The sequence below is a fragment of the Buttiauxella sp. AC038 genome, from assembly GCF_979253565.1.
In genome coordinates, this window is the sequence record NZ_CEEDCQ010000001.1 from 1775787 (window position 1) to 1790960 (window position 15174).

15 protein-coding genes are annotated in these 15174 nt (G+C 37.4%); all 15 read left to right on the plus strand.

The window, feature by feature from the left end; translation table 11 throughout:
• Positions 1-160: 160 nt before the first annotated feature.
• The 15 genes from galF to AC0IXI_RS08505 all read left to right on the plus strand — a co-directional run bounded on the left by galF (position 161) and on the right by AC0IXI_RS08505 (position 15173).
• Positions 161-1057: a UTP--glucose-1-phosphate uridylyltransferase GalF gene (gene galF, locus AC0IXI_RS08435; protein ID WP_471682240.1), complete on the plus strand. Its 897-nt coding sequence runs from the start codon at positions 161-163 to the stop codon at positions 1055-1057.
• A gap of 425 nt (positions 1058-1482) precedes the next feature.
• A complete protein-coding gene (gene rfbB / locus AC0IXI_RS08440; protein ID WP_471682241.1) occupies positions 1483-2559 on the plus strand; it encodes a dTDP-glucose 4,6-dehydratase in 1077 nt (358 codons plus the stop codon).
• Positions 2559-3422 carry a glucose-1-phosphate thymidylyltransferase RfbA gene (gene rfbA / locus AC0IXI_RS08445; protein WP_471682242.1) on the plus strand — a complete coding sequence of 288 codons (864 nt, stop codon included), beginning with the start codon at positions 2559-2561 and terminating at the stop codon, positions 3420-3422. The genes rfbB and rfbA overlap by 1 nt, the downstream gene beginning before the upstream one ends.
• A gap of 8 nt (positions 3423-3430) precedes the next feature.
• Positions 3431-3838, plus strand: coding sequence for a sugar 3,4-ketoisomerase (locus AC0IXI_RS08450; protein WP_471682243.1), 408 nt, complete (start codon positions 3431-3433; stop codon positions 3836-3838).
• A complete protein-coding gene (locus AC0IXI_RS08455; protein ID WP_471683215.1) occupies positions 3825-4283 on the plus strand; it encodes an acyltransferase in 459 nt (152 codons plus the stop codon). The genes AC0IXI_RS08450 and AC0IXI_RS08455 overlap by 14 nt, the downstream gene beginning before the upstream one ends.
• Before the next feature lie 2 nt (positions 4284-4285).
• Positions 4286-5389: a DegT/DnrJ/EryC1/StrS family aminotransferase gene (locus AC0IXI_RS08460; RefSeq protein WP_471682244.1), complete on the plus strand. Its 1104-nt coding sequence runs from the start codon at positions 4286-4288 to the stop codon at positions 5387-5389.
• Complete coding sequence (locus AC0IXI_RS08465) at positions 5386-6642, plus strand: O-antigen translocase (protein WP_471682245.1); 1257 nt, start codon at positions 5386-5388, stop codon at positions 6640-6642. Before AC0IXI_RS08460 ends, AC0IXI_RS08465 begins: the two co-directional genes overlap by 4 nt.
• An 18-nt stretch (positions 6643-6660) precedes the next feature.
• Positions 6661-7749, plus strand: a complete 1089-nt coding sequence (locus AC0IXI_RS08470; protein ID WP_471682246.1) for a glycosyltransferase — start codon at positions 6661-6663, stop codon at positions 7747-7749.
• A 1207-nt stretch (positions 7750-8956) separates the two neighbouring features.
• A complete protein-coding gene (locus tag AC0IXI_RS08475) occupies positions 8957-9427 on the plus strand; it encodes a hypothetical protein (protein ID WP_471682247.1) in 471 nt (156 codons plus the stop codon).
• A gap of 4 nt (positions 9428-9431) precedes the next feature.
• Positions 9432-10466 (plus strand): glycosyltransferase family 4 protein, encoded by a 1035-nt coding sequence (locus AC0IXI_RS08480; protein ID WP_471682248.1) that lies wholly within the window; start codon positions 9432-9434, stop codon positions 10464-10466.
• Positions 10463-11581 (plus strand): GDP-mannose 4,6-dehydratase, encoded by a 1119-nt coding sequence (gene gmd, locus AC0IXI_RS08485; RefSeq protein WP_471682249.1) that lies wholly within the window; start codon positions 10463-10465, stop codon positions 11579-11581. The genes AC0IXI_RS08480 and gmd overlap by 4 nt, the downstream gene beginning before the upstream one ends.
• 3 nt (positions 11582-11584) lie before the next feature.
• Positions 11585-12547 carry a GDP-L-fucose synthase gene (fcl, locus tag AC0IXI_RS08490; protein ID WP_471682250.1) on the plus strand — a complete coding sequence of 321 codons (963 nt, stop codon included), beginning with the start codon at positions 11585-11587 and terminating at the stop codon, positions 12545-12547.
• A 203-nt stretch (positions 12548-12750) separates the two neighbouring features.
• On the plus strand, positions 12751-13002 hold the full coding sequence (locus tag AC0IXI_RS08495) for an NUDIX hydrolase (protein ID WP_471683216.1): 252 nt from the start codon (positions 12751-12753) through the stop codon (positions 13000-13002).
• Positions 13003-13020: 18 nt separating this feature from the next.
• A complete protein-coding gene (locus tag AC0IXI_RS08500; RefSeq protein ID WP_471683217.1) occupies positions 13021-14433 on the plus strand; it encodes a mannose-1-phosphate guanylyltransferase/mannose-6-phosphate isomerase in 1413 nt (470 codons plus the stop codon).
• On the plus strand, positions 14430-15173 hold the full coding sequence (locus AC0IXI_RS08505) for a glycosyltransferase family 2 protein (RefSeq protein WP_471682251.1): 744 nt from the start codon (positions 14430-14432) through the stop codon (positions 15171-15173). Before AC0IXI_RS08500 ends, AC0IXI_RS08505 begins: the two co-directional genes overlap by 4 nt.
• The last annotated feature ends 1 nt before the right edge of the window (position 15174 follow it).

Here is a 15174-nt window from a genome sequence, read left to right on the forward strand (position 1 = left end):
GCGATTAATCTGAGCTTTTACAATGCATAAATCAAGGTTTTGGTTTTGCGTACTTTATTGAGAACGTTAAGATGAAGTACTAATTCTGGGGATCAATTCATGCTGGCATCAGCGCACGAAAAGACTATAATCCCCCAACCATTTTGAGGTGGGCTTGAATATGATTAATTTGAAAGCAGTTATTCCGGTAGCAGGCTTGGGCATGCATATGTTGCCCGCAACAAAAGCTATCCCAAAAGAGATGTTACCGATCGTCGATAAACCGATGATCCAATATATCGTCGATGAGATCGTAGCTGCTGGTATCAAGGAAATCGTACTGGTAACGCATTCATCCAAGAATGCTGTTGAAAACCACTTCGACACATCTTATGAACTTGAAGCTCTGCTTGAGCAGCGTGTTAAGCGCCAGTTGCTCGCTGAGGTTCAGTCAATCTGCCCTCCGGGCGTGACGATTATGAACGTACGTCAAGCTCAACCGCTAGGCCTTGGTCACTCCATTTTGTGCGCCCGTCCGATTGTTGGCGACAACCCATTTGTTGTGGTATTGCCTGACGTTATCCTTGATGGCGCAAGTGCTGACCCACTGCGTTATAATTTAGCTGCTATTGTCGAGCGTTTCAGAGAGACAGGGCGCAGCCAGGTTCTGGCAAAACACATGCCGAATGTTGATTTGTCTGACTACTCAGTTATCACAACGGAAGAACCGCTAGATAATGATGGGCAGATTGGCCGCATTGTCGAGTTTGTAGAGAAACCGGATGAACCACAAACACTGGATTCCGATCTGGCAGCGGTAGGGCGCTATGTTCTGTCAGCTGATATCTGGCCTGAACTCGAGAAAACCGAGCCAGGCGCCTGGGGCCGTATCCAGCTTACCGATGCCATCGCTGCACTTAATAAAAAGCAAGCGGTAGAAGTTGCATTGATGACTGGCGAAAGCTACGACTGCGGCAAGAAAATGGGTTATATGCAGGCATTTGTGCAATATGGGCTGCGTAACCATAAAGAAGGCCAGAAGTTCAGGGACAGCATTCAGAAGTTGCTGGCTCGCTGAGAGTTTGATAACGACAGTGATGACAGTTTGATGCTAAGAACGGCAGTCAATAGTGGCGGTGAGGTTGTTTGAAGCCTTGCCAAGACTGATTGCCGTTTTTTTGAGTTGCATGTTACAAAGTGTGTTTGCCGGTGATGGCAAGACATTCGAATGAACAAAATAGGGTAGTCATCTTAGAAGCTACTGATGCAGTAAGCTCTTGTTCATTCGAATGTTTCATAAAATGTAGCCGATATAGAGCAGGGAATTCGTTCTATACATAAGTGTTTAGTGTTCTGGTAGCTGTTAAGCCAGGGGCGGTAGCATGGCTGATTAAATTATTCCCCCTTTTGTATTAGCCATTATTAACTGAATTAAATTAATTGAAACGTACGATATTCATTTATCGAAGAAAATTACTACAAGATTAAAGAGAGATTGCATCCGTGAAAATTCTTGTTACTGGTGGTGCCGGCTTTATAGGCTCAGCGGTCGTTCGTCATATCATCAACAATACTCAAGACAGCGTCGTTAATGTCGATAAATTAACCTATGCCGGCAATCTTGAATCATTGGCTGAAGTTTCTGGCAATGCTCGCTATGCTTTTATGCAAGCAGATATTTGCGACAGAAATGCACTGGACAAAATTTTTGCCGAGCACCAGCCGGATGCGGTAATGCATTTGGCAGCGGAAAGCCACGTTGATCGTTCGATCACCGGGCCTGCGGAATTTATCGAAACCAATATAGTTGGCACTTATACATTGCTTGAAGCAGCACGAGCATATTGGTCGAAATTAAACGAAGAACGTAAAGCAAGTTTCCGTTTCCACCATATTTCTACTGATGAAGTCTATGGTGATTTGCCGCATCCTGATGAATGTGCGGTAGGAACGGATCTTCCGATATTTACCGAAACAACTTCATATGCACCAAGCAGCCCTTATTCTGCGTCGAAAGCGTCCAGCGACCATTTAGTTCGTGCCTGGCAGCGGACCTACGGTCTGCCTTGTATCGTAACCAACTGTTCAAATAACTACGGCCCATATCACTTCCCAGAAAAACTAATCCCATTGGTTATTCTTAATGCGCTTGAAGGTAAGAACTTGCCTGTATATGGCAAAGGTGATCAGATCCGTGACTGGCTATATGTTGAAGATCACGCTCGCGCACTTTATACCGTTGTGACTCAAGGTTCTCTCGGCGAGACTTACAACATTGGTGGTCATAATGAGAAGAAAAATCTCGACGTTGTTTTGACTATTTGTGATCTACTGGATGAGTTAGTTCCAAAAAATACCACTTATCGCGAACAAATTACCTATGTTGCTGACCGTCCTGGGCATGACCGTCGTTATGCTATTGATGCCAGCAAAATAAGCCAAGATTTAAACTGGAAACCACAAGAAACGTTTGAAAGTGGTATTCGCAAAACGGTTGAATGGTATTTAACTAATCAACAATGGTGCCATCGAATTCAGGATGGTAGTTATCAACGTGAACGATTAGGATTAAATAGATAATGAAAGGAATTATTCTTGCAGGTGGGTCCGGAACTCGTTTGTACCCTATAACTATGGGAGTATCGAAACAGCTGCTTCCAATATATGATAAGCCGATGATTTATTATCCGCTATCTGTATTAATGTTAGCAGGCATTCGAGATATTCTCATTATTACTACACCAGAAGATCAGGAATCATTTCAACGCCTATTAGGTAATGGTTCAGCATTTGGTATTAACTTAGAATATGCGATACAACCTAGTCCAGACGGCTTAGCTCAAGCCTTCATTATCGGCGAGAATTTCATTGGACAAGACCCTGTATGCCTAGTATTAGGTGATAATATATTTTTTGGACAAGGGTTCAGCCCAAGATTAAAAGCTGTTGCACAGCGCGAATTTGGAGCGACTGTTTTCGGCTATCAGGTGATGGATCCAGAGCGTTTCGGTGTGGTTGAGTTTGATGTAAATAATAAAGCTATATCAATTGAAGAAAAACCTATTTCACCTAAATCTCATTGGGCAGTAACAGGTCTTTATTTCTACGACAATTCCGTTGTTGAAATTGCCAGAAATGTGAAACCTTCTTCCCGAGGGGAGCTTGAAATCACTTCGATCAATGATGAGTATTTGAAACGTGGGCAGCTTAGTGTTGAATTATTAGGCCGCGGATTTGCTTGGCTTGATACTGGTACTCATGACAGTTTAATTGAAGCTGGGAGTTTTGTTGAAACCGTTCAGAAAAGACAGGGGATGATGGTTGCTTGCCCTGAGGAAATTGCTTGGCGGAATGGTTGGTTAGATATTGATGAGCTAAAGACTCGAGGCAATTTGCTAAAGAAAAATGACTATGGTCAGTATTTATTAAAGCTACTAAAATAAGATATTAGATGAAAATAGAACTTATTCCATTGCAGATTCATGGTGATGATCGTGGCTCTCTTGTTTCTCTTGAAACTGAAAAAAATATACCATTTGATATTAAGCGGGTGTATTACCTTTTCGATACTAAAGAAGAAGTTGTTAGAGGGTATCATGCACATAAGGCATTGAAACAAGTAGCAATTGTGGTAAGAGGATCTTGCCGCTTCACACTAGATGATGGGCATGAAAGAATAGATATTGTACTAAACAATCCTGCTCAGGGATTATTAATTGAATCTTTTATGTGGCGAGAGATGTCTGAATTTTCTCAAGATTGTGTGTTGATGGTACTTGCTGATAGTAAATATGATGAGTCTGATTATGTCAGAGATTATGAGCAATTCAAAACGATGGCCAAAAATGAATATTCATAGTTTGAGCGATGTACAGAGTGACAGTATTGGTGTTGGGACGAAAGTATGGCAGTTTGTTGTTATACTCCAAGGAGCAAAAATAGGTGAGAATTGCAACATTTGTGCTAATAGTTTAATTGAAAATGATGTTATTATTGGGAATAACGTTACAATTAAATCAGGAGTTTATATTTGGGATGGCACAATAGTTGAGGATAACGTATTTATAGGTCCATGTGCTACTCTTACAAATGATAAATACCCTCGTTCAAAAGTTTATCCCGATAAATTCCAAACTATCACCATTAAAAGAAACGCATCGATAGGTGCTAATTCAACTATTCTTCCTGGTATTACGATTGGGGAGAATAGTATAGTTGGTGCTGGTTCAGTAGTCACAAAAAATGTACCTGCGAATGTAGTTGTTGCTGGAAATCCTGCAAAAATCATCAAGCACTTGGATTAAATATGATAAATTTTCTCGATCTTAAAAAAATAAATTCTCGTTATAAAAAAGAGTTATTAACTGCTACCGAAAGGGTAATTGACTCGGGATGGTTTATTATGGGGAATGAGCTGAAGAAATTCGAATCAAATTTCGCCAGTTACTGTGGTGTTAAATATGCTATTGGTGTTGCTAATGGTCTAGATGCTTTAACTTTAGTATTAAAAGCATGGAAAATAATGGGCGTAGTTAAAGAACAAGATGAAGTAATCGTTCCGGCAAATACTTACATTGCATCAGTATTGGCAATTTCTGAATGTGGGTTAAAGCCTATTCTTGTTGAACCAGATGAAGAAACTTATAATATTGATCTGACAGGGATTAAAAGAGCGTTATCAAGCAAAACTAAAGTCATTTTGCCTGTGCATTTATACGGGAAAATATCTCCAATGAGGGAGATCATGGATTTCGCTAATGAAAATAATCTACTCGTTCTTGAAGATAGTGCTCAGGCACATGGGGCATCGATAGATGGAAGGAAATCAGGTAGTTGGGGAAATGCATCTGGTTTTAGTTTTTATCCGGGAAAAAATTTAGGAGCACTGGGCGATGCAGGGGCTATAACTACCAATGATTCCGAATTAGCAACACTACTTTTTGCACTAAGAAATTATGGTTCGAGTGAAAAGTACAAGAATGTTTATATTGGCGTTAATAGTCGTTTAGACGAATTGCAAGCTGCTTTTCTTGATATTAAGTTGAAGTATATAAATGAGGAGGTTTCTATACGAAGAAAAATCGCAAATTTATATATTGATAATATTTTCAATCCGTTAATACAACTACCTAAAGTTGAATGTCAAGAGTCCCATGTTTGGCATCTATTTGTAATTAGAGTAAAAGCCCGAAAGAAATTGCAAAAATATTTAGAGGGGAATGGTGTGCAAACTATAATTCATTATCCTACACCACCGCATAAACAAGCTGCTTATGCGGAGTTAAATCATCTAGTACTGCCATTAACTGAAGTGATTCATGAGCAGGTTCTTTCATTGCCTATTGGGCCAACACAAACGGAAGAAGAGACTTATAGAATAATTCAAGTTATTAATGGCTATGAAGAATGAAGAAGTTTTTATCTGTTACAATCTTCACTGCTATTCTTACTTTCCTTCGTATGGGATGTGGGTTTCTTATTGGTAAGGTTGTAGCTGTTTACACTGGGCCAACAGGATTGGCCCTTTTGGGCCAATTGCAGAGCGTATCAAATATTCTTACAGGAATTACCAACGCCCCAGGGGGAACTGGGGTAGTAAGGTATACTGCAGAGCATTCTGAGAAAGGATTTGAGGCATGTTCCACATGGTGGAAAGCGTCTACAAAGTGGATTTTTATTTTTTGTGGTATATTAATACCGATAGTTTGCATTATTTCACCACTGATATCATATTTAATAGTAGGTGAAAGTAATAAATGGATTTTTATCATAATTATAGCCACTACATTACCTATTTCTGCTTTTGGAACTATGGTGACATCCATATTAAATGGTTTTCAAGGTTATAAATATTATATTTCCATTGGGATGGTTTCGGTTATAATATCCGCTGTAATCATGGTCGTTCTAACAAAAGTATACGGCATTAATGGAGCTTTAATTGCTGCATCATTGCAGGCTGGCCTAATTGGTATTATTGTTTTATTGCTCACAATCAGGATGCCTTGGTTTAAGAAAAAATATTTATACGGCAATACCGCAGCAAAGTATTTCTATGATATTAGAAAATATATAATCATGGCAGTTGTTAGTGCTCTTGCCATGCCTATTTCATTAATTTTATTGAGACGTATTATTGCCCATTATGCCGGATGGGATGTTACAGGGCAATGGCATGCGGTATGGAAAATATCTGAAGCTTATCTGGCGATAATCACCTTAGCTTTATCAACATACTATTTACCTTTTTTATCAAAAATAAATGACAATAACAAATTAAAAAAAGAAATTTATTCATCATTGCTGATCATCGCGCCTTTGACTGTTGTATTATCTAGTTGTGTATATGTCAGTCGCGACATGATTATTTCATTGCTATTTAGCAATGAATTTAATTTGGCTCGTGATTTTTTCCTGTATCAACTCATTGGTGATGTGGTCAAGATTATTTCATGGCTCTTTGCATATCCTATGCTTGCAAGAGGTAATGTTAAGTGGTTTGTTACTACGGAATTAGTATTTGCAACTAGTTTTGTATTGATTGGATGGCCTCTAATTTATTTGTATGGAGCGCAAGGGGCAAACTTTGCTTACCTGTTAAATTACATATTATATTTCTTAGTTATGTATTTATGTCTGGACAGGATCATAAAAAATGATTAAATCTAATAAGGATGCGGTATGAAATTTGGGAAAATAATAATTTATCACCCTAGCAAGTATTTAGGGGGGACTGAAATCCTTTTCTCTAGAGTTATTGATATATTTCTTGAGTCGCATTTTAAAGAAATTATTGTCGTTGATTATAACTCGGGGATCTTATCAGCGAATTTAAAGAAGAATGGTGTGACATATTATAATGTCCGAGATGCTGAATGGATCAAATATGTCTCAACCAGCTTAGTTTTGGCAAGTGCAAGGAATATAAACAGACTATTTGACACTATTGGGTCAGCCACTAAAGTTCATGTCTTTTTTTGGCTCTTGCATCCTTCTGAACTTTACTCTGGCTATTGTATTGGAAGCACTGCTATAAAGAAAAAATTAGGTTATCCATTATTAAAATCTTATCTTAAACTTCTTCCTGGTTTCAGAATGTTTTCTAGAAATATTGAGTATTTAATATCAAACAATAATTTATGGTTCATGGATGAATCGTGTAAGGCAGAAAGCGAGTGGGCTTTAGATATAAAAATAGCAAATAATACAATATTACCACTTGTAACAAATTTGGAAGTAAATTCTTCCATTAAAGATAGGAGTGAACATCATTCAGATTTAACTTATAGGTTATTGGTTATTAGCCGCCTAGATGACTTTAAAGTTCATGGTATATATAAATTACTTAAAGATTTAAAAAGGCTTGAGAAAGAGAATAGAACTTTCGAATTACATTTAATTGGTGATGGAGAACATCGCGATTCACTAATAGAAGAATGTGGTAAGATAAACAATATAAAATTAGTTTTTCATGGTTATATTCAAAATGATATGTTAAATAAGTTTTTAACACAAAATTATTTTGACTTACTTTTTGCAATGGGTACTGCGGCTCTTGAAGGTGCCAGCCGGGGAATCCCTACAGTGCTGCTAGCTGCAACTAATAGCCCTATTGTTGATAGGGATGATGTTTATAAATATATTGATCGTCAGCAGAGTATATCTCTTGGTGAGTATTTAGACACACCCTTTGAAAATAGAAATGGGATGACGTTAGAAAATATTATCTATCTAAATGATCGTGAACATAATATCCTTAAAAAAATGTAAATAATTTCTTTACATATAATTATAGTTATAAGGCTACGAGAAATAATTTTTTAAGGACTCTGGAGTCAATAGATTGTATAAACTTGGCGAAACTAGAGAGTTCATTTTTTTCAAAAATATACATAAAATTCATTAATATGAAAAAGAATTAGATCGGGAATATAAGCCATCATTGTGCAAAAAACCTTAAAAATATAGTTGTCAATATTCTAAATATATGTAGAAAACTTAAATCATTATTAAAACAATCAAAAAAGAGCCATTAATTTTATACTCACGAAACGTTGTATTTCAAAACTATTCTTTTCTTTGATCAGAATTATTAAATATCTATTTCTAGGTTCTCTTTTGTAAGTTTAGTTCAGATTCTGAGTTGAAAATTAGTAACACTCTATTGCACATATAGTAATATATTATATTCTTAATAGTTTAAATCGTTTAGTATTGTTTTCCTTTTCAAGGAACTAAAGATGGCCAGTTTCTTCTATATCGTTTTTTTTATATTTCTGATGGTTTATTTATTACAGGGAGGTATTGATCATAGAAAATGCTTGGTTTTCGGTACTCTATACTATTTTCTAACTCCATTTATTGTGGGCGAATACTTTAATTCGTTAAATATACCTAGCTTTGATAAATGGTTTTTGGTCTATAGCGAGATAACATTAGAACAGAAATTATTATTTTTATTCAACTCGTTAATGATTTTGTTTTCGTATCATTTAGGAAGTTCATGTGCATATCGGACAGTAAATAGGAAAAAATACTATAGTTCTAAGTATATTTTTGAAAATGCTTCACTCGGGCGAACAGGGGGTAATTATAAGTTCGATTGTCATTATATTTACGGCTTTGATTTGGGGGGCGGCCAATAGTCTTTTTTTAAAGGGTATTCAGGCGAATATAATACTGAACTTATGGGGAAAATGGCAACATTAAATTTGCTATTATTGGTTACCGCATTTTTTGTAAATGGTTTTGCGAAAAAAACACTTTTCTTTTTGTTGTGTGTTAATAGTGTTTTTTTGTTAAGTATGGGCGGTAGGATGTATGTTATTACAAGTGCATTATTTGTTTTATTTTATTTCTTCGACAAACAAAAAATCCCTAAATATCTATTATTATTGATATTTTCATTATGTACCTTACTGGTGGCAGTCGGCATGTTTCGTGTCAACAACACTGACGGATTGGGGGGTTTTTATATATGGGATTAGCTGAGCCTGTGTTTACAAGTTTTTCAGCAATAACTTTTCTGCTTGTCCCTGAAAATTTCAATCTCATGAGTTTTCCCTCAAATTTTGTTAGTTCTTTCTTAATGTTAGCACCAAATATAATGAATTATAAAGAAAGTATAAATATTGGCATTGAATCCATGGGGTATGTTTTTTCTTCACCTCTAGGTGCAACAAGCGCTTTTACGTCACTCAGCGCTAATTTTGGTATTTTAGGAACGTACTTATATCTTTATATTTTAGGTTTCACAATAAGTAAAATACAATATTCCCAAAAAATATATTTTAGATGTATGTATCTAATGAGTTGCGCTGTTTTACCATTTATGTTTTATCGTGATGGATTTGGCATTGTAAATAAAGTTATTTTTTTTACAGGATTAATTATACCTTGGATGTATGTGATGGTTTCAAAGATATTAATTTCATTGAGAGGGAGATGAAGTTATGATTGTAATTGATGGGATTATCTTTTCCCTACAAAGATCCGGAGGAATATCAGTTTATTTTAATGAACTATTAAGCCGGTTGGATAAGGAACAAGAAAAAATATATCATTTATTATATGAGAATCAAAATAGTTACACTAAAAACCGTGATGTAAATAGAAAAATTCGTTGGAATTTAGCATCTGAAAGATTCAGACGCGTCAATGTTTTAGGTGGTGAGGGGGATATTTTTCACTCTAGCTATTATAGATTGCCTACTAATGAATTTTCAGGAAAAGTAATTACAACTGTTCATGATTTCACGGACGATATTTATCCGCGAGGTATTAATTCTAAGATTCTTACTGCGCAAAAAAAACATGCTATTTTACATAGCGATGGAGTAATATGCATTTCAAATAATACAATGAAAGATATGCATAAATTTATCCCTGAATCTGTAAATATTACTACAAAAGTTATCTACAATGGAGTTGGAAATTTCACTGTTTCACCCAAAATTGGTTCTTATGAGCCGTATGTAATTTTTGTAGGTGCAAGAAGTGGCTATAAGAATTTTTCTATGTGTGTCACTGCCTTAAAAAAATTAAATGATATTAATCTTATCGTAATTGGTGGCGGTGACTTTAGTGATGATGAGTGTAAAATATTAAACAATACAATACCAGGGCGCTTTAGACATGCTGGGTTTGTTTCTGAGGCTGAGCTCGAAAACTTATACCATAATGCCTTGGCATTAATCTACCCATCGTATTATGAAGGTTTTGGTATTCCTGTAATCGAGGCGATGAAAGCTGGATGCCCAGTAATTGCATCAAAATCCTCATCTATTGAAGAGGTTTCTAACAATGCTGCAATATTATTTGAGAGTATTTCTGCAGAAACAATAATACAAGGCATTTTAGAACTCAAAAATCAAAAAGTTAGAATGGAAAAAATATCATTAGGTCTCGAAAATTCCAAGAATTATTCATGGGATAAAATGGCGTTAGAAACTCAAGAATTTTACAATAGCGTAAGAGGTGCAAAATGAAGGTTGCTTTAATTACTGGTATTACTGGCCAGGATGGTTCGTATTTAGCTGAGTTTCTTCTAGAGAAAGGTTACGAGGTTCATGGCATCAAGCGTCGTGCATCTTCTTTCAACACTGAGCGTGTTGATCATATCTACCAAGATCCGCATACTAGTAACACCAAATTTCATCTTCATTACGGCGACCTGACCGATACATCTAACTTGACAAGAATTATTTCAGAAGTTCAACCAGACGAGATATATAACCTAGGCGCTATGAGCCATGTTGCCGTTTCTTTTGAATCTCCTGAGTACACGGCAGACGTTGACGCTATGGGTACACTGCGCCTGCTGGAAGCGATTCGTTTCTTAGGACTCGAGAAGAAAACCCGTTTCTACCAAGCTTCCACTTCCGAACTATACGGTTTGGTCCAGGAAATCCCGCAGAAAGAAACCACTCCCTTCTATCCACGCTCTCCCTATGCAGTTGCTAAACTCTATGCCTACTGGATAACTGTTAACTATCGTGAATCGTATGGCATGTATGCCTGTAACGGTATTCTGTTCAATCACGAATCGCCACGCCGCGGTGAGACATTTGTGACACGCAAGATTACACGCGCAATCGCGAATATTTCACAAGGGCTTGAGGAATGCTTATATCTTGGAAATATGGACTCGCTGCGTGACTGGGGTCATGCGAAAGATTATGTAAGAATGCAGTGGATGATGTTGCAGCAGGATCAACCTGAGGATTTTGTAATTGCAACAGGTAAACAAATTTCTGTGCGTGAATTTGTTCGAATGTCAGCCTTGGAAGCCGGTATTGAACTTGAGTTTAGTGGTGAAGGTGTTGATGAAATTGGCACTGTGCTAAAAATTTCTGGTGAACATGTGCATTCAGTAAAAGTAGGCGATATTATTATTCGTGTAGACCCTCGTTATTTTCGTCCAGCAGAAGTCGAAACGTTACTGGGCGACCCAACTAAAGCAAAAGATAAACTTGGCTGGGTTCCGGAAATCACCGTTGAAGAGATGTGTCAGGAAATGGTTAAAAGTGATCTTCAAAAAGCCAAGCAGCATGCTTTACTTAAAGCGAATGGATTTGATGTCTCAATCTCCTTGGAGAATTAATGAATGACTAAGAGAATTTTCATCGCTGGCCATAACGGCATGGTAGGCTCGGCTCTGGTTAGAAAACTACAACAACTTAAAGACATTGAAATTATCACTAGGAACCGAAATGAGTTGGATCTTCTCTCACAACAAGCGGTGAATGATTTCTTTTCAAGCGAGAAAATAGATGAAGTTTATCTAGCTGCTGCTAAAGTTGGCGGTATTCATGCGAATAATACTTATCCAGCCGATTTTATTTATCAGAATCTAATGATCGAATGCAATATTATTAATGGGGCGCATTCAAACGATGTTAATAAGTTATTGTTTCTTGGTTCAAGTTGTATCTATCCGAGAGATGTGCAACAACCAATGCGTGAGGATGCGCTGCTAACGGGAGTTTTAGAAAGTACAAATGAGCCATATGCCGTGGCGAAAATTGCTGGAATTAAACTATGTGAATCATACAATCGACAATTCGGACGTGATTACCGTAGCGTAATGCCAACTAATCTTTATGGACAAAATGATAACTTTCACGCTGAAAACTCACATGTTATTCCTGCACTAATTAGACGTTTCCACGAAGCTAAATTAGCAGATATAGAAACTGTAACTGTATGGGGAAGTGGCAATCCTATGCGTGAATTTTTATACGTTGATGATATGGCAGCAGCATCTATCCATGTCATGAATTTATCAGAAGAGAATTATGCTAAAAACACCTCACCGATGCTTTCACATATCAATGTGGGCTCAGGTGTTGATTGCACAATTCGTGAGCTTGCAGAAACCATTGCTTCTGTGGTTGGTTTTAGAGGAAAAATCCTTTTTGATGCCAGTAAACCTGATGGTACGCCGCGTAAACTAATGGACGTTGAACGCTTAGCCGATATGGGATGGAAATGGTCTACTTCTCTGCGTGACGGCCTAACATTAACCTATAAATGGTTCCTGGAAAATCAAAATTCTTTCCGAAAATAGGAATTTCTAATGTTAGATTATGCGTTATTTAAGATGGTAGTAAATAATGCACCACTAATATCAATTGACCTTATTGTTTATAATAACAAGTCAGAAGTATTACTTGGTAAACGGATTAATTCCCCAGCACGAAATTACTATTTTGTGCCAGGGGGAGAATTTATAAGAATGAAACAATTGACGCTGCTTTTCGACGGATTTGCCTGGCTGAGTTAGGTTTGCATACTGATATTTCATCCGCTAAATCTCTTGGCGTCTATGAACACTTTTATCATGATGCTTTTGTTGGAGCGGATATTAGCACACATTATGTTGTTTTAGCATATGAGCTAAATCTGGATCTTGAACTAACTGCTTTACCCCCTGTTCAACATGATCAATATATTTTTATGAGTGTGGCGGAGGCAAAAAAAGACACCACTGTTCATTCCTATTCTCAGCAATATTTTAACTAGAAGGTTAAGATGTCTAATATTATTTTACCTGTAGTAATGGCCGGGGGAACGGGTAGCCGATTATGGCCACTATCTAGGTCATTATATCCTAAACAATTTCTTTCACTGACGTCGACCTCTTCCATGCTTCAGGAAACCATTATGAGGCTCGATGGGCTAGCACACGAAAATCCTCTGATTATTTGTAATGAAGAGCATCGCTTTATTGTTGCTGAACAGCTTCGACAGCTAAGTTTGCAGCATAGCGGTATTATTCTTGAACCTGTTGGTAGAAATACCGCACCAGCTATTGCACTTGCGGCCATACACGCCATTCAACACCAAAACGATCCGATTTTACTGGTTCTGGCCGCCGACCATGTTATTCAGGATAATGTCGCTTTTCTTACTGCCATTCAAAACGCTCTGGATTTGGCTGAGAACGGTAAGTTAGTCACGTTCGGTATTGTTCCCAACAAACCGGAAACAGGCTATGGCTATATTAAACAGGGGGTGCGTGTTTCGGCAAATGCTTTCGAAGTGTCCAAATTCGTAGAAAAACCAGATTTGGAAACGGCACAGAAATATCTTGATGAAGGCACATATTACTGGAACAGCGGTATGTTTATTTTTAAAGCCTCTCGATATATAGAGGAGTTAAAATTATATCGTCCTGATATATTAGAAGCCTGTATTAATGCCCTTGAGAATGCTTCTCTGGATCTTGATTTTACTCGTTTAAATATTGATGCTTTCACTCAGTGTGCCGATGAGTCCATTGATTATGCTGTAATGGAAAAAACATCTGATGCTGTTGTTGTACCTTTAGATGCAAATTGGAGTGATGTTGGATCTTGGTCGGCTCTATGGGAAGTTGATACTAAAGACAATAATGAAAATGTTATTCATGGTGATGTAATCGCGATTGATACACAGCGTAGTTATCTCTATTCACAGCATCGATTAATTAGTGCTGTGGGGTTAGAGGATGTCATTGTTGTCGAAACTAAAGATGCAATTCTTGTTTCACACAAAGATAAAGTACAGTCGGTAAAAGATGTTGTAAACACACTTAAATCACTTTCTCGCAATGAGTATTTGCAGCATCGAGAACTCTATCGCCCGTGGGGAACTTCTGATGCCATATCCGAAGGAAGTCGCTATCACGTCCGTAAGGTGACAGTAAAACCGGGGGAACGAACCGCAACCCAGATCCATTACCATCGTGCCGAACATTGGATCGTAGTGACTGGTACGGCAAAAGTTTATTGCAATCAAAGCGTTCATTTATTAACAGAGAATGAATCGACTTATATTCCGGTTGGTATCCCTCATTATCTTGAAAACCCAGGAAAAATCCCTTTAGAAATTATTGAGGTCAGAACTGGTGCTTATCTGAAGGATGATGATGTTGTACGGTTGGAACAATACTCTCACGGTATCTCATCATGAAAGTTAGCATTATTACTGCTACTTATAACAGTGCAGCAACTCTGGCTGATACTTTGGCTTCTTTGGATTCGCAGAGTTATGCAGATATTGAATATATCATCATCGATGGTGCATCAAAGGATTCAACAATTGAGTTGATTACCAGTACTTCGCGTCGAGTTACAACAATTATTAGTGAGCCGGATAAAGGCATTTACGATGCACTGAATAAAGGTATTCAAGCGGCGACAGGTGATATCATTGGTTTTCTGCACTCAGACGATATCTTTGCTTATCCAGATGTGATTACAGATGTGGTCGCTAGGTTCAAAGAGAACCATTGTGATGCCGTTTATGGTGATCTAGAGTATGTTTCCAAAGACGATGTGACTAAGGTTGTCCGCCGTTGGAAAAGTGGCGAATTTAGTCGCTTTAAAATGCAACTTGGCTGGATGCCACCCCACCCAAGTTTTTATATGAAGCGAGAACTTTATTTACATTGGGGGAGCTTCAACCTGGATTATAAGATATCGGCTGATTATGATTCATTGATTAGGTATTTATGGACGCATAATGCCAAATTGAATTATTTGCCTAAAGTGCTCACCAAAATGCGTGTTGGTGGTATGAGCAATCGGTCCCTTTCCAATATCGTACAAAAATCCAAAGAAGATATCAGAGCGATGAGAAACAATGGTTTATTATGGCCTGTCGTTCTTTTATGTAAAAACTTTTCTAAACTTCCACAATTCCTAAAATAAT

What these genes read in the sequence shown, in the direction of transcription:
- AC0IXI_RS08465 (WP_471682245.1), top strand. Translation starts at nt 5,386, where the DNA reads ATGAAGAAGTTTTTATCTGTTACAATCTTCACTGCTATTCTTACTTTC.
- AC0IXI_RS08505 (WP_471682251.1), top strand. Translation starts at nt 14,430, where the DNA reads ATGAAAGTTAGCATTATTACTGCTACTTATAACAGTGCAGCAACTCTG.
- AC0IXI_RS08450 (WP_471682243.1), top strand. Translation starts at nt 3,431, where the DNA reads ATGAAAATAGAACTTATTCCATTGCAGATTCATGGTGATGATCGTGGC.
- galF (WP_471682240.1), top strand. Translation starts at nt 161, where the DNA reads ATGATTAATTTGAAAGCAGTTATTCCGGTAGCAGGCTTGGGCATGCAT.
- AC0IXI_RS08470 (WP_471682246.1), top strand. Translation starts at nt 6,661, where the DNA reads ATGAAATTTGGGAAAATAATAATTTATCACCCTAGCAAGTATTTAGGG.
- rfbA (WP_471682242.1), top strand. Translation starts at nt 2,559, where the DNA reads ATGAAAGGAATTATTCTTGCAGGTGGGTCCGGAACTCGTTTGTACCCT.
- AC0IXI_RS08460 (WP_471682244.1), top strand. Translation starts at nt 4,286, where the DNA reads ATGATAAATTTTCTCGATCTTAAAAAAATAAATTCTCGTTATAAAAAA.
- AC0IXI_RS08480 (WP_471682248.1), top strand. Translation starts at nt 9,432, where the DNA reads ATGATTGTAATTGATGGGATTATCTTTTCCCTACAAAGATCCGGAGGA.
- fcl (WP_471682250.1), top strand. Translation starts at nt 11,585, where the DNA reads ATGACTAAGAGAATTTTCATCGCTGGCCATAACGGCATGGTAGGCTCG.
- gmd (WP_471682249.1), top strand. Translation starts at nt 10,463, where the DNA reads ATGAAGGTTGCTTTAATTACTGGTATTACTGGCCAGGATGGTTCGTAT.
- AC0IXI_RS08475 (WP_471682247.1), top strand. Translation starts at nt 8,957, where the DNA reads ATGGGATTAGCTGAGCCTGTGTTTACAAGTTTTTCAGCAATAACTTTT.
- AC0IXI_RS08455 (WP_471683215.1), top strand. Translation starts at nt 3,825, where the DNA reads ATGAATATTCATAGTTTGAGCGATGTACAGAGTGACAGTATTGGTGTT.